Annotated in this window: 16 protein-coding genes; 7 read left to right on the forward strand and 9 right to left on the reverse strand. The window is 53.8% G+C overall.

From position 1 onward, the window contains the following. Window positions 1-501: 501 nt before the first annotated feature. Window positions 502-819 (reverse strand): hypothetical protein, encoded by a 318-nt coding sequence (locus QCD69_RS18075; RefSeq protein WP_301253001.1) that lies wholly within the window; start codon window positions 817-819, stop codon window positions 502-504. A gap of 743 nt (window positions 820-1,562) precedes the next feature. Here QCD69_RS18075 and QCD69_RS18080 point away from each other — a divergent pair. Beyond that, window positions 1,563-2,177, forward strand: a complete 615-nt coding sequence (locus QCD69_RS18080) for a response regulator transcription factor (protein ID WP_301253003.1) — start codon at window positions 1,563-1,565, stop codon at window positions 2,175-2,177. A 52-nt stretch (window positions 2,178-2,229) separates the two neighbouring features. On the opposite strand, the gene QCD69_RS18085 is transcribed toward QCD69_RS18080, so the two are convergent. Genes QCD69_RS18085 through QCD69_RS18105 form a run of 5 tightly spaced genes read right to left on the reverse strand, consistent with a single transcriptional unit; the run spans window position 2,230 to window position 9,472 of the window. Beyond that, entirely contained in the window at window positions 2,230-7,791 is a 5,562-nt protein-coding gene (locus QCD69_RS18085) for an ATP-binding sensor histidine kinase (protein WP_301253004.1), read from the reverse strand. Then, complete coding sequence (locus tag QCD69_RS18090; RefSeq protein ID WP_253461381.1) at window positions 7,788-8,174, reverse strand: response regulator; 387 nt, start codon at window positions 8,172-8,174, stop codon at window positions 7,788-7,790. The genes QCD69_RS18085 and QCD69_RS18090 overlap by 4 nt, the downstream gene beginning before the upstream one ends. Before the next feature lie 52 nt (window positions 8,175-8,226). Next, window positions 8,227-8,472: a DUF1427 family protein gene (locus QCD69_RS18095; RefSeq protein WP_253461383.1), complete on the reverse strand. Its 246-nt coding sequence runs from the start codon at window positions 8,470-8,472 to the stop codon at window positions 8,227-8,229. 1 nt (window position 8,473) lies between these two features. Beyond that, the gene (locus tag QCD69_RS18100) at window positions 8,474-8,725 is read right to left on the reverse strand and encodes a DUF1427 family protein (RefSeq protein ID WP_301253005.1); all 252 of its coding nucleotides are present in this window, start codon (window positions 8,723-8,725) and stop codon (window positions 8,474-8,476) included. Window positions 8,726-8,779: 54 nt separating this feature from the next. Then, window positions 8,780-9,472 carry a hydrolase gene (locus QCD69_RS18105; RefSeq protein WP_253461387.1) on the reverse strand — a complete coding sequence of 231 codons (693 nt, stop codon included), beginning with the start codon at window positions 9,470-9,472 and terminating at the stop codon, window positions 8,780-8,782. A gap of 303 nt (window positions 9,473-9,775) precedes the next feature. Here QCD69_RS18105 and QCD69_RS18110 point away from each other — a divergent pair, with 303 nt between their 5' ends. From QCD69_RS18110 to QCD69_RS18125, 4 genes are read left to right on the forward strand one after another with little or no spacing between them, the layout of a single operon-like run. Continuing rightward, complete coding sequence (locus QCD69_RS18110) at window positions 9,776-11,653, forward strand: amidohydrolase (RefSeq protein WP_253461389.1); 1,878 nt, start codon at window positions 9,776-9,778, stop codon at window positions 11,651-11,653. 2 nt (window positions 11,654-11,655) lie between these two features. After that, window positions 11,656-12,081: a DoxX family protein gene (locus QCD69_RS18115; protein WP_369896913.1), complete on the forward strand. Its 426-nt coding sequence runs from the start codon at window positions 11,656-11,658 to the stop codon at window positions 12,079-12,081. Continuing rightward, window positions 12,068-13,696, forward strand: a complete 1,629-nt coding sequence (locus tag QCD69_RS18120) for an MFS transporter (RefSeq protein ID WP_301253007.1) — start codon at window positions 12,068-12,070, stop codon at window positions 13,694-13,696. Before QCD69_RS18115 ends, QCD69_RS18120 begins: the two co-directional genes overlap by 14 nt. Window positions 13,697-13,733: 37 nt before the next feature. Then, complete coding sequence (locus QCD69_RS18125) at window positions 13,734-14,555, forward strand: alpha/beta fold hydrolase (RefSeq protein WP_301253008.1); 822 nt, start codon at window positions 13,734-13,736, stop codon at window positions 14,553-14,555. A gap of 171 nt (window positions 14,556-14,726) precedes the next feature. Here the strand turns inward: QCD69_RS18125 and QCD69_RS18130 are convergent, their stop codons facing one another. Continuing rightward, window positions 14,727-15,215: a GNAT family N-acetyltransferase gene (locus QCD69_RS18130; protein ID WP_301253010.1), complete on the reverse strand. Its 489-nt coding sequence runs from the start codon at window positions 15,213-15,215 to the stop codon at window positions 14,727-14,729. 94 nt (window positions 15,216-15,309) lie between these two features. Here QCD69_RS18130 and QCD69_RS18135 point away from each other — a divergent pair, with 94 nt between their 5' ends. Both QCD69_RS18135 and QCD69_RS18140 read left to right on the forward strand, forming a co-directional pair. Next, window positions 15,310-16,221 (forward strand): LysR family transcriptional regulator, encoded by a 912-nt coding sequence (locus QCD69_RS18135; RefSeq protein WP_301253012.1) that lies wholly within the window; start codon window positions 15,310-15,312, stop codon window positions 16,219-16,221. Window positions 16,222-16,646: 425 nt separating this feature from the next. Continuing rightward, complete coding sequence (locus QCD69_RS18140) at window positions 16,647-16,871, forward strand: hypothetical protein (protein WP_301253013.1); 225 nt, start codon at window positions 16,647-16,649, stop codon at window positions 16,869-16,871. Window positions 16,872-17,111: 240 nt separating this feature from the next. On the opposite strand, the gene QCD69_RS18145 is transcribed toward QCD69_RS18140, so the two are convergent. Next, window positions 17,112-18,623: a putative bifunctional diguanylate cyclase/phosphodiesterase gene (locus QCD69_RS18145; RefSeq protein WP_301253014.1), complete on the reverse strand. Its 1,512-nt coding sequence runs from the start codon at window positions 18,621-18,623 to the stop codon at window positions 17,112-17,114. Between the two features lie 659 nt (window positions 18,624-19,282). Next, window positions 19,283-19,963, reverse strand: coding sequence for a haloacid dehalogenase type II (locus tag QCD69_RS18150; RefSeq protein ID WP_301253016.1), 681 nt, complete (start codon window positions 19,961-19,963; stop codon window positions 19,283-19,285). Between the last annotated feature and the right edge of the window lie 738 nt (window positions 19,964-20,701).

Raw genomic sequence — 20,701 nt, forward strand, 5'->3', positions numbered from 1 at the left:
TGAGTACGTGGATCGCTGGCGTCGGAAGGCTCGCCGCAGGCCACAAGGGCAAGCGGCAACAGGCATACGGCAAAGGTGGCAGGTTTAAGCCTGTGCATGGGTTCCCTTTTTGATTTAACAGGACGGTGACGGCATTCTCAGACTAGTGACTATTAATGTCAATAGTCACAAAATCAGGGGGCAGGCTTCTCAGTATCAGTGATGGCGGGAGCGCAGCAGCAGCCGGCGTCTTTTAGGGCTGAACCGGACAGATATAAGGCCGCATGACCGGATATATTGCATGTGCAGCCTCGTCCGGCAGCGTTATTCGTTAAAAATCTCCCGCCTGCCGCCCGTTAGCCATGATGCGCTCATTCAGTGGCCGCAGACGTGCTCAGTGTTTGCAATGCGGGCGCCTGACAGAAGATATTACTGGCCGACTGCTACTCAACGGATTAAGGATTACGTGGAATATGCAGACTATAAGGATCCTGCCGGCCTGGGTGAGCTGGCGAAAAAATTTTATTGTTCTGGCATTTCAAACCGGAGGGACTGGTAATTCTTGCGCAGATGCAGGCTCTGATACCCTGGCATAACGCCTCTGATTTCCTTAATCACAAAGCCGCTACTTATCCCGAAAGTCAGGCAGAGAATAAATTTCTTTGCAGGACTGGCGGGATCACAATTAAGACGTTTAATGACGATATAAAACCCTTCACGGATTTTCTCGTCTGGGCTTCTCAGCCATCGGCTAAAAGAGATGAAACGGTTCAGGCCCTGGCCGGCAGCCATGAGTTCTGGAAGCATGATTTCAGCATTGCAGAAGACAGCAAAACGCATGAGCCTCTTTTAATTATTACCCGGGATCCGGGGCTTTATCTTCCGGTTAAAATTCATGCAATGAACAAAAAGAGGTGGCAGAGGTAATTCTTTACGCCTTTAATATCAAAACCAGGTACGAAAAAGGCATTAAAAATAAAAGTGATTATGACGATACTGGATTTTAAACAGGCCTCGAACGTACCAGCAGGACGGAAATACTATCAGCGATTTGTAGGATTTATGGTTATTTTCCGTTCCTGCTGTTCAGTCAGACCGGGGTTAAATTACGCCGGCGTATCTTACGGCTGGCCTGTTTTTTTCTGGTATTGTGCCATTAAATATTTCTGCTATTCCGGAAAGATGGCAAATGAGCATCATGTTCGCTTTCCGTGATGGTTCCCGTTCCGCTGCTGGAGGCAGTTGCACCAGTAGTCAGGCCCGACAAGGCCATACCGGGATTATCTCATTACGCTACTCTGGCAGGCTTTTTTCAGGATTGCCCATCACCATTGCGACGACCAGCCGTACCGCATCTTATAGCGAATAGCGTTTCCGCCTGTGACAGTGAATTAAGCACTAATGCCTGTAAACCCTACAGCAATGTACTTTACGGCTACATTTATGCACCGCGTAACGACAGGCAATAAGGAAAAACCTGAATCGAAACGAACTATAAGTAAGGCTGATTCTACGGTTCATCATTTCATGTTATGTTGCATTGCCTGCAAAAACAGAATTCGTAAGAATCAAAATGGATCTTTATGGATAAAACAATTTATCTTGTCGACGACGATGAATCCGTCATTAGCTCGCTGCAAAATCTTCTCAGGTCGGAAGGCTATCTGATCTCGGCCTTTACCCGCCCGTCAGATTTCCTTGAGCAGAGAGATTATCCTACGCCTTGTTGTCTGATAGTGGATTTGAATATGCCCGGATTTGACGGTTTTGATGTTTCCGTGCACCTTAACGCTCGCGGCCACGTTATCCCCACCATTTTCCTGACCGGCTACGGCACTATTCCGCTCACGGTCAGGGCAATGAAGGCCGGCGCGTTTGAATTCCTGACCAAGCCCGTTATGCCGGACGATTTACTGCGGGTGGTTGCTGACGCGCTTGCGCTGTCTGAAAAAAGCGCGGTTATCTCCCAGGAAAAGCTGGAAATTACCGGTCGATACGCTTCGCTTACTCCCCGTGAAAAAGAGCTGATGCAGTTTGTTCTTCTGGGGCTGCTGAATAAACAGATTGCCGCGGAAATGGGCATCAGTGAAATAACGGCAAAAGTGCATAAGCGCAGGGTAATGGAGAAAATGAAAGTCCGGTCGGTCTCAGAACTTGTCAGAACGGCGGAAAAGCTGGGGCTGCTGCAGGAGATGTAGTCATCCCGGCCCTCTTAAGACGCTCCCGCACGGGGCGGGAGAATATTGAGGCTTACACACCCCCCTCAACCGGCAGGGTAAACCAGAACAGACACCCGCCATCCAGGCGGTTTTCCGCCCGTAGCTCTCCTCCGTGGCGTTTAATTATCTCTTTGCTGATAGTCAGCCCCATTCCCATTCCTTCCGCTTTCGTGGTGTAAAAAGAATCGAAAATCTTTCCTGTTACTTCTTCAGACAGGCCGATTCCGTTATCGGCAACCTCAATACGGATAAGATCGCTGGCGGGATGGGAAGAGGCGATCCGTAAAGTACGCGCGCCGGCATTATTGGCCATCGCTTCAATAGCGTTGATAACCAGGTTAAGCAATACCTGCTGAATTTGTACGCTCTCGCAAAAAACCTCGTCATTTCTGGCAGTCAGATCCAGCTCCAGGGAGACGAAACGGCGTTCAAGCTCGAGCCGGGAGAGAACAATAATGTCTCGCGTAAGGCGATGCATTTTTGCTGGCGCAAACTTTGCAACCTGATTACGCGTGAGCGCCTGAAGACCGTGAATAATATCACCGGCCCTGCGGCCTTCACGGATGATTTCATCAAGGCTTTTGCTGGCGTTTTCCAGATTAGCGGGGTCGCGTTTAAGCCACCGCTGGCTGGCACCGGCGTTGGCCACGATAGACATCAGCGGCTGGTTGATTTCATGTGCGATAGAAGAGGTTAGTTGCCCAACGGTGGTTGCGCGTGCGACGCGCGCCAGTTCCGCCTGAGCGATCCTGACCGCATCCTCTGACTGGCGCTGTGCGGTAATATCCGTAAGCGTGCCGAAATACTCCGCTACTTCCGGCCAGTTTTCATTCGGCTCGCCGATCCCTTTAATGTAACGGCACTCCCCATCATCGCGGACAATCCGAAACTCTGCCTGCATGGTAACGCCTTCACGCACGCTGGTTTCGATCAGCTCTCTGAGGCAGGCAATATCATCCGGATGTACGCGCCGCTGGAACTCGGCCATGGAGGTCGCGACCTGCTCCGCAGGCAGCCCCATGATGCGTTTATATTCATCAGAGATGTACTGGATATCGGGCTCCAGATGCCAGTGCCAGGTGCCGGTATGGCTGATTTTTTCCCCGAGCATCAGCGAGGTCTGGCTGGCGCGAAGCTGCTTTTCAATTTTGCGGCGCTGAATGTTTTCATCGACCAGTTCAGCGTACAGACGGGCCGTTTCCAGCGATACCGCAGCCTGTGCCCCGAGCATGGCAACGATCCTTGAGTGATCGGCGGTGAACACGTCGGGCATTAACCGATTTTCCAGATAAAGCACGCCTACCATCTGCGCCTGTCTGAACATTGGTACGCACATGACCGCCGCGCCGGACGCCACCAGATAGTTATCCTGGCTGAACGGGCTGAACACTTCTGGCTTACCGGTACGGATTTCCTGGCCGGTACGGATCACGGCAGAAAGCACCGAAAGCGGAAGGTCGGTTGCTACGGGCAGCTCCCGCACGATTTTAACCTTAACCCCTTCCGTGGTCGTGGAGGCTCTTGCCTGAATCTCGGGCACATTGCCGTCAATCAGGCGGATCAGCATGCAATGCTGCGCCCCGGCACGCTCCACCAGCATCATCATCAGGATATGGATAAGCCGATCCAGATTGATTTCTTCTGTGAGGGCCCGCATTACGGTCACCATGCTCTGCAAATCGCTTGTGACCGCACTCTGTTCAAAAGATACGGTGCTCAGCGCAGTCCGGGACGTGTGGCTGGCGAGGGCCGGATACTGCGCTTCCAGCTGGCGAACTTTGGCGCCTGCTCCCCAATGCTCCCAGGCCGCCATGGCGCCTTTAATATAGGCATCACCGGCAAACGCCATCTCCCGGGCATACGCCATACGCGCGGCCAGTTCGCAGGCAAGGCCGTTGATATGATGAAATTGCCCCTCATGGGACAGCGTGATAGCTCGTTCAAACTGCTCCGATGCCCGCGCCGTTTCACCTTCAAGGCGAAGCAGCTCCGCGCGCAGCAGCGCCTCCTTGTCTGAAAACGTTTTCGCGTTTTCATTTGACCATGTCACGATCCTGTCGAGGTGCTTCCCTAACTGTAGCCGTAACGCGTCGGTCACAGAGCCGGAGCTGAGCGGTATCGTGACCGAAAGCGCGCTGTAAAGATGAAAATCGAGCATATGCACATGCCCCGGGATCAGCGCGGTAAACGGCTCGGCCTCTTTAAACCACCGTTGTGCGTCGGCGTATTCGTTCGCAAAAAAATGCGCCATCGCTTTATAAAGACGCAACCAGAACTGCATCAGATACATGGGTTCAACAGCATTTTCAGGTTTAACCACCGCCAGCACCGGCGTGACGAAATGATTACCGGTGAAGAGGCCGTCCCTGGGCTTACGCAGAAAAAGAACGTAGTCCAGCTGCATCCCGAGGATCACTTCAACGTCTTTATACTGCGCCTTTCTGACAAACAGCAGTCCGCGCGTAATTGACGTATGCACCCCGTCAAGATGGTCGCCGCGGGCAAGATAGTTCATGATGAGATGGCGCAACGCCAGGCAGGCAGATGTGCGATCGCCCGTTTCCACCCCAACGTCGAAAGCGGCTTTTGCCCGTTCAATGGCATAGGTCAGCGGCATCGTCCAGACGCTGACCTGATCCAGCGGCAGCAGCGTACGGGCTTTAAAACTGACGAAGTCATGCTTATAGACCAGCTCCCGCGCCAGAAGCGTGCTGGCAAAGCCACGACTGTATTCATCATAGCGATCGCCACACACCACTCCGTACCAGGAGAGGGCCAGCGTCGAAGCTCCGCTCAGGCCGTGCGCCATCGACAAATGCAGCAGCCTGCACAGGATTATAAAATGCAGCCGCGGATTAATGAAGGCGGCAAAGGTGCTGGCGCTGGCCAGCAGATCCATCACGGCTTCCGTGTTTTTGCAGGTAACCAGCGGCAGAGAACGGAAACGGGTATAGGGATTTTTCCCTACGTCCTCCTTCAGGACGATCCTTGCTTCATCACACTCTTCCTGAGCCGGGTTGCGGTTCAGCTGGATGCCAAACACCGCAAGCCAGGCGAGCGCCGTTTCCAGCGCAAGCTTGCTGTCCGACTGGCGCATATGAATTTCGGCAATCAGGCAGGCGGCCTCCGCTTTGTCCGCGACTTCACCAGGCGAAGCGTGGATCGCCGCGCTTAATTTCAGCGCGGCTGGCAGATTACCGTTCAGGAACTCACACTCCGCTTCTTCAAGCAAAAATTCGCCGCTTTCTGCCTTACCCGCGCCCTGGTTAAGCAAACGAGCGGTTTGCAGGTAGCGCAGCGCTGAAATATAGTCGCCCATGGTTTTGGCGCGCCTGCCGGCTTTAAGCAGCAGCTGACAGAACCGCGCTGCATCTGGCGTAAGAAGAGAAAGCGTTTTGACAGCAAGCAGATGATGCGCCGCCCGGAAAAGCAAAGCGTTGGTAACATCAAGGCTGGATTCGTGAATGTAATAAAGCGCAGCAGCGCAATGGAAGCTGTCTTTATCTTCATCGTTCAGAAGATTAAGCGCCGCCTCGTGCATGGTGTCATGCATAAAGGCATATCCCGCCTCATTCAGCGTTATCAGCCGGGCCGTGACGGCCGGCAGAAGCGTTCGTTCTATTTCCGAAACGGGAACAGTGATAATCCTGCTCAACACGTCCAGCCCGCCAGCGCTGCCCAGCGACGCCAGCCTGCCCAGAAGATGCCGGGTCGGCAGCGGCAACGAGGTCAGATGCCGCAATACGCTGGCTGCAACGTTCGCCGTATAGTGGCAGTTTCTGAGGGCCTGCGGATCGCAGCTCCATTTTAATGGCGCATGATGGGTAATCAGCCCGTCCCGAACGGCCTGACGAAAAAATCCTCGGGTAGCGAGCGGATTACCGGCCGTTTTTTCGTGGATCACCCGGGCCAGTTCGCTTGTTGCCGAGCTGCGGGTATGAAAAAGTCCCGCAAGCCAGTCGGCGATGTTTTTTTCGGAAAGCGGTTCCGGCGTGATATCGGTAATGCGGACCGCACAGGCCCGTATACGATTCAGGTTGCCGGCGATGGTAGGACAGGGCAGCGAGACGCTGTCACGATAGGTAATCACCAGCAGCAGGGGAATATCTTCGCTTAAGCTCAGCAGATTCTGTAACAGGAGCAGCGTAGCCCGATCGGCCCAGTGCACATCGTCGATAAGCATGACCAGCGGCCGCCCGGAAGCCGTAAACGCCTTGACCAGGCTGCAGGCTACAAGATTGAAGCGATCTTTTGCATCAAGGGGATGCGAGTGCATCTGAACGGCGGCTTTCTGGTTGAGAAGGATGCCCAGCTCGGGAACCAGGTTAACAGCCAGGCCGGCATATTCTCCCAGCAGGCGCGTAATGTGGGTTTTCCAGCGCGTCATTTCCTGGGTGGGAAGGCCCAGCACATGGAGAGTCAGCGTCCTGAATGCGGCAGTAAAAACGGCATAAGGCAGGACAGGCGAATGCTGGTCTGCCTTCACGACGGTAAGCAGCGCTTTCTTATGGCGTAGTAATTTCAGCGCAGATCCGATTAGCGACGATTTCCCTGCGCCGGGCACCCCGCTTATCGCCACCAGACTGTGCTTGCCGCTGCTGCTGACCTCATCAAAAGCCGCCAGAATATCGGTTGCCTGCGGATGATCTGTACACAGGCTATCGGGTGAATAGTCCGCCGGCTGTGAATCTTGTAGCCCGAGCGTAAAAGATGCAATCATGCCGCCCGGCATCAGCGTGGCCGCACACCGGCCGAGATCGGCGAGGACGCCCTCAGCCGTCTGATAACGGTATTCCGGCGATTTGGCCAGCAGCCTGAGAATAATTGATGACAGAATAAGCGGGACGTCAGGACGAATAAGGTGGGGCGGTAACGCTTCCGAGGCAATATGGTGATGCACCCATTCGGCGTGCCTGCCTTCAGCGCTGCCGTAGGGCAGCCTGCCGGTCAGCAACTCATAAAGCACGATCCCCAGACTGTACAGGTCGCTTACCCGACTGACGGGATGGGCAGAGCGGGAAGTGTGTTCCGGGGACATGTACGCCAGCGTTCCACCTGCCACCGGCAGACGAGGATGCTGAAGTAGATCGTTGTCGATGAATGACAGCCCAAACCCGCCAAGATAAACGGTTCCGTTATCGTTATAAAAAAAGTTTGCCGGCTTGATGTCGCCGTGCACCAGCCCCTGCTGATGCATGCTGCCCAGCGTATGGCAGAGCATTGCGGCGCTGCCAAGAAAGTCGGGAATGCCGCCGGGCGGCATACACAGCATATCCGCCAGGGTACGATAATTAAACGTCCTGTAGATCAACGCATAGCGGCCCTTAAAAAGGGTATGCCGCTGGGGCTTCAAAGCCCAGCTTTCCGCCAGGCTGGCGCGAAGGGCATACTCGTTTTTAAGCAGCTGTGTGACGTGGAAAACCGCCTCTTCACTGGCTGCCGTGGCCAGCACAAAGGTTTCGCCGGTGGTGGCGTGTCGGCACAAAAGCCAGTCGATATTGCCCTCCTGCGCCAGCTGGCTAAAAGCAATATCCTCTGACAGCATCACTTCATCGCTTTCTGCGGCATTCAACTCCTGCGGATCCATACTCATTGAGGGGCAGCCTTTGAGGAGAACTCCTGACGGATGTGTTCAAACAACGTATCAATTTCGATGGGCTTTGGCAAAAACGCGATGGCGCCCAGATGAACCGCATACCGCAGCATGTTTTCATCGCCGCTGCCGGAAATGATAATACCCGGCGGCTTTTCCAGCCGCCGGGTAAGATTGATAAAAAGCTCAAAACCATCCATGCCCTGCAGTTGCACATCGATAATAAAAAGCGCGGCAGTCGCCATCGCTGCTTCATCGCCAAGAAGAGATTCTGCCGACTCGAAGGCATCGGTAAGATAACCTTCAGACTGAAGCAGGTTGGTCAGGCCATTGCGGACAGAACGTTCATCATCGACGACGACGATGCGCTGCGGCAGCTGCATGCTATGTTCCTTTATAAAGCTAAGGCCTTGGTGAGGCGCTTCCCTGGAAGGTTTAGTCGCCCGAAGACGGTGGGTTGTCGCCAATTTTATGGTGATACTCATGGCGAAACCAGCGCAGGTTAACGGGCTGACGGCTAAGCAGACGTTTTATCAACGGGATAATATGTTCGCCGATCTGCATGCCTGCCAGGCCTGCCAGCGCAACGAACGGCGGCGCCGGAGAGCTCACGTCCAGAACGGCGTAAATAACGCCTGCCAGAACGCCGACCGCCAGCGAAACAGAATAGGTCTTTAACATATCAGCCTGCCTGTTTTGCGATAAGGGATGGCGATACCGAGCTTTTCTCGGTGACGGCCTGGATGTGTAAGCCAGAGGGTGCCCGGGCTATTGGTACATTGTTCAGCAGCTTTCCGCCCAGCGTGCTGCCGATGACCATGCCCAACAACCCGACAAGCGCCACGGCAGGCGGAGCAGGAGAGCGGACTTTGAGCAGCGAATAAACCAGCCCGATCAGCGCGCCCGCGCCCAGAGAAATGATTAAAGGACTCACAGATCCTCCTTTCCAGGATAGCCGGCCAGCCCGGTAAGGGGCCAGCCGGATCGATTAACGTACCGGTGCGTGTACTGGCGCCAGGGTACGGTGCTCGCTCTTCTGACGAGAAGGCGCTTTGTGCACCATGGTGTAGGCGTAGTCGACGCCGATGCCGTAAGCGCCTGAATGCTCTTTGGCAATGTCCATAACGGCGTTGTAAGTGTCTTTGTGCGCCCAGTCACGCTGCCACTCCAGCATCACCTGCTGCCAGGTCACCGGGATCACGCCAGCCTGGATCATGCGCTGCATCGCATAGTCGTGCGCTTCTTTAGTGGTGCCGCCGGAGGCATCAGCCACCATATAAATTTCGTAATCGCCTTCCAGCATGGCGCACAGCGCAAAAGTGTTGTTACAGACTTCGGTCCACAGGCCGGAAACCACAATCTTCTGCTTGCCGTTGGCCGCCAGCGCATCACGAACTTTCTGGTCATCCCATGAGTTCATTGAGGTGCGCTCAAGAATGTCCTGGCCCGGCAGCGCGTCCAGCAGTTCCGGGAAGGTATGGCCGGAGAAGCTTTCGGTCTCAACGGTGGTCAGTACGGTCGGAATGTTGAAAACTTTGGCCGCTTTAGCCAGCGCAACGACGTTGTTTTTCAGCACCTGACGATCGATCGACTGGACGCCAAAGGCCATCTGGGGCTGCTGGTCGATAAAGATAATCTGGCAGTTCTGCGGCGTCAGTACTTCAAGTTTACGGTTAGTCATGTTTTGGCCCATTGAGGTGAGTGTTCCGAAGGAAATACGGCGGTTAATCAACGGCCCTGAAAACGTTATCAAATGCCGTCGTTACGCCGGGTAACTGTCTGCTCGCAGTGTAAGAACCTTTTTATTTTCAAACTATTATCTATAGGTATAACTATACGAACGTATACTTATCCCTTTGTATAACTAGACGCTCTCCTGGCCTCCTGAACATAATCCAGCCATCCCACCAGCCTGCTTTACGGCAGGAAAATTCTCTGTCCGCAGTGGTTACCGCCGCTTCGGCACTCTCATTCAGGAGCTTTTATGGTTACCCTTGGTAAAGCCGACGTCATTCTCACTAACGGCCGATTTCACACCGTCGATCGCGAAAATCCTGTTGCCGATGCCGTGGCCATCCGCGACGGTAAGTTTCTGGAAGCAGGCAGCCTGGCGGAAGTCATGCAGCATCACTGCGAAGGCACCAAAGTCATCGACCTGAAGGGCCACGTTGCCGTGCCGGGCCTGAACGACTCGCATCTGCACCTGATCCGCGGCGGCCTGAACTACAACCTTGAGCTGCGTTGGGAAGGCGTGCCTTCCGTTTTTGACGCGCTTCGTATGCTTAAAGAGCAGGCGCTGCGCACGCCGTCGCCTCAGTGGGTACGCGTAATAGGCGGCTGGACCGAGTTCCAGTTTGCCGAGCGCCGCATGCCAACGCTGGATGAAATTAACGAAGCGGCGCCCGATACGCCGGTATTCGTTCTGCACCTGTATGACCGCGCGCTGCTCAACCGCGCCGCGCTAAAAGTCGTGGGCTATACCAAAGAGACGCCGAACCCGCCGGGCGGTGAGATCCAACGCGACAGCAACGGTAACCCGACAGGAATGCTGATCGCCCGCCCTAACGCCATGATCCTTTACGCCACGCTGGCAAAAGGGCCAAAGCTGCCTTTAGAGCAGCAGGTAAACTCAACCCGCCAGTTTATGCGTGAGCTGAACCGGCTTGGCCTCACCAGCGCTATCGATGCGGGCGGCGGTTTCCAGAACTATCCGGAAGATTATGCAGTGATCGCCGAGCTGCATGAGAAGCAGCAGATGACCATTCGCATCGCCTATAACCTTTTCACTCAGCGTCCGGGACACGAGCTGGAGGATTTTGAAAAGTGGACGGACATGCTTACGCCGGGCCAGGGCAGCGACTATTTCCGCCACAACGGCGCGGGTGAAATGCTGGTTTTCTCTGCGGCCGACTTCGAAGACTTCCTGGAGCCGCGTCCGGATCTGGCGCCGGGCATGGAGGATGAGCTGGAGCGCGTGGTTCGTCATCTGGTGGAGCACCGCTGGCCGTTCCGCCTGCATGCCACCTATGACGAGTCGATCGGCCGCATGCTGGACGTCTTCGAGAAGGTCAACCGCGACATTCCGTTTAATGGCCTGCACTGGTTCTTCGACCATGCCGAAACCGTCACCCAACGCAATATTGACCGTATTAAGGAGCTGGGCGGCGGTATCGCGGTACAGCATCGCATGGCGTTCCAGGGAGAATACTTTGCCGAACGTTACGGCATCGAGGCTACCCGGCATACGCCGCCGGTGGCGCGCATGCTGGAAACCGGCGTGCCGGTCGGTCTTGGCACCGACGCCACGCGCGTCGCCAGCTATAACCCCTGGACCGCGCTCTACTGGCTGGTCTCTGGTCGCACCGTGGGCGGGATGCAGATGTATGACGTCAATGCCCGGCTGGATCGCGACACCGCGTTAATGTTGTGGACACAGGGCAGCGCCTGGTTTTCTAACGAACAGAATAAAAAAGGCCAGATCAAAGCCGGCCAGCTGGCCGACCTGGTGGTACTGAGCAAGGATTACTTCAGCGTGCCGGATGAAGAGATCAAGGGCATTGAGTCGGTACTGACCGTAGTCGATGGCAAAATCGTTTACGCTGCCGGCGCTTTCAGCAGCGAAGCGCCGCCGTCGATACCGGTATTGCCCGAATGGTCGCCGGTGGTAAAGGTGCCGGGCCACTATCGCAGCGCGCCGCCAGCCACGACAGCGCGTGTGGGAATGCAGCAGATGCCTCATCAGTGCAGCGGCCCGTGCGGCGTGCACAGCCACTCGCACGGTATCGCCCGTGGCGCTAACCTGCCGGTATCCGAGGAAAACGCCTTCTGGGGGGCGCTCGGCTGCAGCTGCTTTGCGTTCTGATAATGATGAAACCTTTATTTTCTCAGCCGCCCCGCATCGATGCGGGGCTGTTCTTCCTGCGCCTTACCGGCTGCCTGCTGTTGCTGTATGTACACGGCCTGCCAAAGGTATTCCATTTCAGCGAAGAACTGACGCGTATCGAGGATCCCTTTGGCCTCGGTCCTTATATGAGCCTGCTGCCGGCTATTTTTGCCGAAGTGATTTGCCCGCTATTTATCCTGGCCGGCGTATTCACACTCCCAGCCTGCCTGTCCGTTATCGGCGTGCTGCTGGTCGCCATGGTGTTTGTTCATCCTGACTGGAGCATGGTGGAAGGTCAGTTTGGCTGGCTGCTGTTGATTATCTTCACCACGCTGGCCATAACCGGCCCGGGACGGTGGCGGCTCGGTGGCGGTACGCGAAGAGAGGTACGTTATGGCGCAGGTTAACGATATTAACGATGTGACCGGGAGCGAGGAGATCGCTCCCGCTCCGGCGATCGCGTCCCCCTGGCAGCCGCTGCGTCAGCCGGTGTTTCGCATGCTGTGGCTCGCCACGGTTGTCTCCAATATTGGCTCATGGATGAACGATGTGGGCGTCAACTGGACTATGCTGACGCTCAGCGCCGATCCGCTGAGCGTGGCGCTGGTTCAGGCGGCAAGCAGCCTGCCTATGTTCCTGTTCGCGCTGCCTTCCGGCGTGCTGGCCGACATTATCGATCGCCGTAAATACCTGCTGTTTTCTCAGCTCTGGGTATTCATCGCGGCAGCGGGTCTGACAGTGCTTTCGTTTACAGGGCACGTCACCCCACTGGTGCTGCTGATCGCCGCCTTCCTGATGAGCATGGGCGCCGCCATGAGTTCGCCGCCTTTTCAGGCCATCGTGCCGGATCTGGTGAAAAAGGCGGAGCTGGGGCCGGCTATCGCGCTGAACTCGCTGGGTATTAACATCAGCCGCGCCATCGGCCCGGCGCTCGGCGGGCTGATCCTGTCTTTTGCGGGGCCGTGGATGGTGTTCCTGCTCAACGCCCTCTCCGTGCTGGGCGTCGCCTGGGTGCTTTACCGCTGGAAAGAATCCCCCAACGTGCAGCGCCTGCCGCCGGAGCATTTCTTTTCGGCGGTGCGCGCGGGCCTGCGCTACGTGCATGCTGCGCCGGTGCTGCGTAACGTGCTGGTCCGCACCGTGGCGTTTTTTGTGTTTGGCAGCGCCGGTTGGGCTTTGCTGCCGCTGGTTGCCCGTCGCGAACTCGGTCTGGGACCCGGCGGCTACGGCATTATGCTGGCCTTTATCGGCGTAGGCGCCATCTGCGGGGCGGTGCTGCTGCCTCGCCTGCGCAAGCATTTCAGCGCCGATCGGCTGATGGTGCTGGCCAGCCTGCTGTTTGCCATGACCCTGCTGGCGCTGGCGTTTATCCGCCATTTCTGGCTGCTCAACGCCTTTGAGTTCTTTACCGGCTTTGCCTGGATCACCGTGCTCTCCACCCTGAATCTGGGGGCGCAGCGCAGTGCGGCAAGATGGGTTAAAGCGCGTGCGCTGGCTGTTTATCTGACCGTGTTCTTTGGCTCGATGACCGTGGGCAGCGCGGTCTGGGGGCAGCTGGCTTCGCGCTACGGCATTCCGCTTTCGCTGTGCACCGCAATGCTGGGGATGGTGCTGGCCAGCCTTACCGTGCTGCGCTGGCGACTGGATAAGGATCCGGATCTGAATCTGGACGTCAGCGAGCTCAGCGAGCCGGTTCCGACGCTGAACATTCATCACGATCGCGGGCCGGTCAGGGTGAGCTACGAATATCAGATCCGCGCAGAAGACGCGCACGCGTTTACGGTCTGTATGCAGGACATGAGGCGCGTTCGCCGTCGCGGCGGCGCCATAAACTGGGCGCTTTATGAAGATATCTTCCAGCCCGGCATTTTCGTTGAAACCTTTGTGGTCGGGTCCTGGATGGAGCAACTGCGGCAGCTTGAGCGCTACACCATGAACGATCGCAAAATTCAGAGCCGTGTTTACGCATTTCACCAGGCCGAACAGACGCCCGTTGTACGGTATCTGATTGCGCCTGAATAACCGCTGCTTTTTCATTCAACATCGCAAGGAAAAGACAATGAGCACGATTAAAACTGCTGACGGTACGCAAATTTACTTTAAAGACTGGGGCAAGGGTAAGCCGGTGCTGTTCAGTCACGGCTGGCCGCTGGACGCGGATATGTGGGACAACCAGCTGAACTTTCTGGCTGAAAACGGCTATCGCGTCATCGCTTTCGATCGCCGCGGCTTTGGCCGTTCGGATCAGCCGTGGACCGGCTACGATTACGATACTTTCGCCTCGGATATCAACGAGCTCATCACCAGCCTTGATTTGCAGAAGGTGACGCTGGTCGGCTTTTCGATGGGCGGTGGCGACGTTGCGCGTTATATCAACAACTACGGCACCGCGCGCGTGGATGGCCTGGTGCTGCTTGGCGCGGTAACGCCCGCCTTCGGTAAGTCCGATGATTTCCCGCAGGGCGTCGACCAGTCCGTTTTTGCCGGCATCCTGGCGGGATTGCGCCAGGATCGCGCGCAGTTCATCAGTGATTTTGCCGTACCGTTTTACGGCACTAATGCCGGCCAGACGGTTTCAGAAGGCGTACTGACCCAGACGCTGAATATTGCGCTGCTGGCTTCGCTCAAGGGCACGCTGGACTGCGTTAAGGCATTTTCCACCACCGACTTCCGTCCGGATATGGCGAAAATCGACGTGCCCGCGCTGGTTATTCATGGCAGTAACGATCAGGTGGTGCCGTTTGAATCAACCGGCAAGCTTGCCGCGGAGATGATTACAGGCGCGCAGCTGAAAGTGTATGACAATGCGCCGCATGGCTTTGCGGTCACCCATTCCGACCAGCTGAACGTGGATCTTCTGGCATTCCTGAAATCCCTTTAAGGACAGCGTAAGGCCTTGGTTTTAGGCTTATACAGGAGCACAGACCGGCTTTTCAGCCGGTTTTTTGCTTCGTGCTTCTCTTGCACGGGCAGCTGCAGACCTGCAGTCGGAAACCGGCACATCCGGAAGGAAATCACCTGCAATAACGTTCAAAGTCGGCCTCGCGCTGGCTCAGAGAGCTTCCTGCGAAGCGAATCTCTCCAGGGCCGGGCCGTCAAGCCGGTATCGAACCCATTCGCTCAGAGGAAGCGCATCAATACTGCGGTAGAAATCTTTGGCTGACTTATCCCACTCCAGAACGTTCCATTCGATCCGGTTACAGCGGCGGCTAACGGCCAGCTGAGCGATATACTGCAACATGGCTTTTCCTGCGCCTCGTCCCCGGTAATCAGGAGTCGAATAGAGGTCTTCCACGTTAAGGCTGTAGCGACCTGGCCAGGTTGAATAGCCCAACGAGATAACCGCATAGCCGGCAATATCCCCCTCAATCTCGCAGAGATAGGCCTCCGCTGCGGTATCGGCAGAAAACAGGAACGTTCGGATTTCGTCAACATCTGGCATAGCCTCCGGCGGGCTTTCGCGGTAAACGGATAAGCCATTTATCATATTACAGATAGCATCCATATCTTCCGGACCGGCCTGCCGAATAATAACGCTCATAAACTTTCTCTCACCAATATAGTTTGCTGCCTGCAAGGATAATCGGTATTGTTCGATGAAATAAGTGCAATAAAATCAATGGCAGGTGAATTTCATGCATCATGTACTACGGCGTCTTGATCTCAACCTGTTGCCGGTTTTCGATGCTGTTTACCGACACCGCTCGGTCAGGCTTGCCGCCGCTGAACTTGCCATGAGCACTTCAGCGCTGAGCCATGCTTTGACGCGCCTGCGTGAATTTCTCAAGGACCCGCTATTTTATCGTGAGGGGCATAAGATGTGCCCCAGCGTATTTGCCTGCCAGCTGGCGCCTTATATAGCGGGATCGTTATCCACGCTCAATCAACACCTCAGCCCGTTACAGCCCTTCGATCCGCTTGCAAGCACGGAAACGTTCAGAATTGCCGTGACGGATTACACCGCCTTTTGCATATTTCCCGGGTTAATGAAGGAAACAGAAAAAATGGCGCCGGACATTACTTTCGAGTTGTGCCATTTGCCATATAACCCAGCGCTAAAGGAACTGCTGGCAGGCGAAATTGACCTCGCGTTGAGTTTCAGCGAAGCGAATGAGGGTAAACATCAGGATTTAGAGGAGGTTGATTTATTTAGCGATGAGTTTGTCGTTATCAGTAATGTTAATCGACTCAGCATGACGCTGGAGGAGTACCTGTCAGCAGGGCACGTAGTGGTCACCCCGTGGAATGAGAAAAAAGGTTTACTGGATGCACACCTCGCGCGTCTGGGGCTGGAACGCAGGATCTCCCTGAGAACGCCATCGATGCTTGCTTCGCCACATATTATTGCTGAGAGCGATCTGTTGATGGCCATTCCTGCCTTTGTAGCCAGCAAGATTGCCGAGCTGGCCAGTATTAAAACCTTTCCCTTACCTTTTTATGCGCCTCCTTTTACGGTAAAAATATATTCTCACAAACGAAGCGGTAAAAAATCATCTACCGACTGGCTTAAAAAAGTTATTTTGCAAAGCATAAAAGAGAAAAAATAGCTTAAAACCTTCCATACGAGGTTGATGGTTTAGCATTACCCTGACTTAATTTTAAGAGCCTGCTCTGATATCTTTTTCCCCGAGGCGGCGGAGTTAGTAGCAAGGTAAGGGTTTTCATTCCAGCAATAAACCTGGGGAATAGTGTATTACAGGAAAAACGGCCTGATTTTTATTACTATCCACCGTAAAACACCGGCCGTTTTTTTTGCTTCTCTTTATTTAGAGGGCACCCGGGTTTTCTACGCAGATAGACGAATAATTAAGCCATGCGCATAAAACAACGTCAATCCGGTTTTGTTTGCTGCGCAAAAGCGTAACGGCAGGTAAGCAAGTTTTAGATTTATGCATTTTGACGACGCGGCGTGCGCGGATTGACTATGCTCAGAAGCGTTCAGGCTTCCTCCACTTACTCCAGGAAAAATATTATGAAAAAATTATCTGTAATCGCCATCACTGCCGGAATGCTTTTGGTTATGAGTTCACAGGCTGATGCAAAAGGGTGCCTGAAAGGAGCCGCTGCTGGAGGCGTGGCAGGCCACGTTGCCCATCATGGCGTAGCTGGTGCAGCAGCAGGCTGTGCGGTTGGCCATCATATGGCTAAAAAGAAAGAAAAAGAAAAAGAGGCAAACAGCAAGCAGGAGCAGAAATAACAGCCAGGCCGATCAGATGTTTTTCGCCATTCGGCGGCGATCGCATAACAACCGCGCCACAGCGGTGGCATTATCCGTCGCTTTCAGGCAACGGGTAATGCCAATGACATCCGAACCGACGCGTAGTTAGCTAATGCTGACGGCTATCTGTCAGAGCTGCTTTGACACAGCAGCCAGACCGCCTTCTTTTCGATCCAGGGCGTCAGGGAAAAGGCTGCCCGCTCTGGGGGGAGGCCCGTCTTATGGCGCAGATATCAGCTTATCGGTAAAACATGCCTGAACACTCGCTGTGGTAAGCAGAGCGGCGGCCCGATCTGCCGGTACGGGCCGGCTGAAAAGATAGCCCTGGCCGTAATCACAGCGTCGTTTTTGCAGCCACTCGAGAGTAATAGCGTCTTCAATTCCTTCTGCCGTCACCGTTACCTTCAGCTCCTGACACAGCGCCAGCAGGGTTTCCACTACCTTTTGCTGCTGCGAGACGCTCACAACGGTGGAGATAAACGAGCGGTCAATCTTGATCCGGGTAATACCAAGGCCCAGCAGAACCGACATATTGGAGTAACCAGTGCCGAAATCATCCAGCACCACGCCAATACCGTCGTCCCGCAGGGCACGAATAGCTCGTCTGGCCTCTTCTGAAATGGTCATCACGTTCTGCTCCGTCACCTCCAGCTCCAGCTGTACCAGTGCCGCTTGCCGCATAATGCCGGACAGGCGGTCCGTCAGCACCGGGTTGAGCAGCTGCTCCGGCGTGATATTCAAAGACAGATGCAAACCTGCCGGCCAGCCTGAGGTGATGCGAACGACGGCCTGCAGCAGTTCAACAGTCAGAGTGTCCATCAGGCCCAGCTTTTCCACTACGGGAATAAACACCGCAGGTGCAATAACCTTACCGGGGCCGGGTATCCAGCGCGCCAGGATCTCGAATCCGGTAATGCGGCCCGTTTGCAGGGAGACAATAGGCTGCAAAAAAGGGACGATGGTATGGCTTTTGATAGCCTCGGTAACGTCGTGCTCGAGCTTTTCCCTCTGGAGAAATCGTTGCTCCATATCCGGTGAGAAATGGACCAGATGCAGCGTTTTGTCCCGTTTCGCTTCGTACATGGCCAGGTCCGCCGCCCGCACCACGCCAGAGCTTCCGCTACAGGTTGAGCAGGCTACGCCTACCGACAGGCCCAACATGGTATCAGGCCCGGTCCGGATCTCCGCAGCGCGCTGACGGAGGGTTGCAGCAGTTCTGACCGCCTCTTCAGGCTGCCCGCCCCCTGAAGTCATAGCAAATTCATCACCGCCGATGCGGAATACATGGGTTTCCGGGCCGGCAGCTTCTGCCAGCAGGCCTGCCAGAGAAATCAGCGTGGCATCCCCCTGATGATGCCCGTTCAGGTCGTTGATGCTTTTAAAGTCGTTTATGTCGAGTAATGTCAGAAAATAAGGCTGCCCGACCGCTTCAAGCTGGGCAATACGAGCGCTGAATGCTCTCCGGTTACCCACGCCGGTCAGCTCATCGGTGTCGGCCAGCCGAAGGGCATTTTTTTCAGCGGCAAGCATTTTGCGTATGAGCCTGCCGATCAGCAGGCCAGGAATGATCATGGCCAGCAGAGCAAAGGCAGAGGACGTCAGGATAAACCTGAGCCTTTCGCTGGTTTCAAAATCGGCGCTATAGCCCAGACCGAGCAGCACGGAAATCTGCGCCTCAAGTCCGTACTCCCATAAGGTGGAAAGCAAAAATATGGTTACAATATTAAGCATTGCTAACCATAAAAGTTTCAGGTGCATCCGAGAACCCCGGCAATATAATTAGTTGAATATTCAGTAGTTATCACTAAAAAACGCAATTTAATTCCGCATAATATTGATGGCATGCCGGAAATCATGTTATTTATAATGAAATAAATCTATTGGAATAAGCATTTACCTCTGGCAAGTTGCAGACGCCCTGCCCATCCTTTGCCAGGCGCGATAAAAGAAACCCGATCCTATATCGGCAGAATTTGCCAAATTAACAGACCATGTCGGTAAATTTTATTCACTATTGCAGATTGGTGCTGTAAATTTGCCTTATCAGGCGAAACGGCCATAGAAAAAGTCAGGCTATTGTCGTGAAGAAAATAACCGCTACCGATGACTTTTTCGGTTTCTGTTTCAGGTCCCGAGAAGGCGATCGGGTAAATATGCTGATGTAATCCGCACAGAGTTATAATGATTATGATTTATAACTCAAGAGACTGCTTAGATTTACCTTTAAAATGTCGATAAAATAAAAAGCAAAGGCCACCCATTACCAGGTGGTTTTAGAAAAACTTATCTTACTTCACCTAAGGGAATATTTAATTCTTGTTCAGGTCCTGAAATCCGCAATCCATTTTCAGGCCAGATTACGGATCCCACGCTTAAGCGGCCAATGCCATTTACTCTGGCCTATCAATAATGATGATGCGATGAGCAACGGCGATAAGATCTTTTTCAACAATATCAGGCTGTTTGCCAACGCGTAATACCGCATTGCCCGGACGAGCAACCAGTGCACCTTTCCAGCCGCAGGCTGTTGCGCCCAGGATATCCCAGGTATGCGCAGCGACAAGCCGCAACAAATCGGCATTCACGCCGAGCCTCTGTGCCACGCTGGTGTAATTCTCCGTGGCCGGTTTGAAACGTTTGATCTCTTCAACCGAGAACTGCTTTTCAAAAAAGTGAGCAAGGCCCGATTGTTCCAGCACCTTCTCGCCAGCCTGAGTGGATGAATTGGTGAGCGTCACCAGACGAAATCCGGCTGCCCGCAGCATTTCCAGCGCGGGCAACGCATCCGGGTGAGCAGGAAGCGTCGCCAGACGCTTCCGGAATTCATTTATGTCTTGCTCTGAAAGTATGGTACCTCTTATCTCAGCCACCATTTGCAACACGGCTACAGCAAGCTCGCCAAAGGGCATGTAACTGCCGCTGAGAGTAAGCGACTGGGAATAAATGATTAATTCAGAGAACCATTGGCGCAAAATTCGTTCGTCACCAAATACCCTTTCAAAAATGGGGTTCAGCGCCCCTGTATCCAGAAGCGTTTCATTGACATCAAAAACTATTATCTTATTGCACATTATTTCCCCCTCTGATTAAAGGTTAAGTGTAGATGCAGATTGCGTGATGGCAATATTTTGGAAGTATTGTATCGGTTGACAGGGAGCACTTTCCGCTTAAAAATATAAGTCACCCTTCCAGTTTTCACTAAACATATATTAAGGATGTGTTTATAAATTATATTGTAGTTATTTTTATTTGGAAAATTACATCTGAACGAAGAAAGCGTTAATACCTATGGACGTGATTATCCTTTCCTGTTTGTTCAGAAAACCGGACATCCTGAATACAATGGTTTTATGTAAATCACCATAGAGATTTATTATTTTCAGGCATTTAAAATTTCTCATTTTACCTGTTAGCGGCTGCTCAAAAAAAGCAACACCGACTGTTGATATTTACAGGAATGCGCTGACAGATAACGGGATTATAAATCCGTTAGTTAACGGCATTGCCAGCATGGTGGAATCAAGAGCAGAGGGTAAAGCGCTATTACCTCCATTTAACTCTCCTGGTTCAAATCCAAATCATGAAATTGAAACCTATAATTACTTTGTCGGCCAGGATAATCAATCTGTTAATCTGCATTCTGGCGGGCACCAGCGTATACAAAAGGTAACTAAATAAAGCGCGTTCACTCTGATGGTGGCAGAACAACATCAGGATAGCAACATCTCATTTTCATAGATAAAAAACCAAATAATTCATGATGTTATTTTTTTTATAAAGTTAAAAAAATAAAATTAAAGGGTGGCTTT

Origin of the sequence: Erwinia sp. PsM31, assembly GCF_030433775.1 — a bacterium.
GTDB classification, from domain to species: Bacteria; Pseudomonadota; Gammaproteobacteria; order Enterobacterales; family Enterobacteriaceae; genus Erwinia; species Erwinia aeris.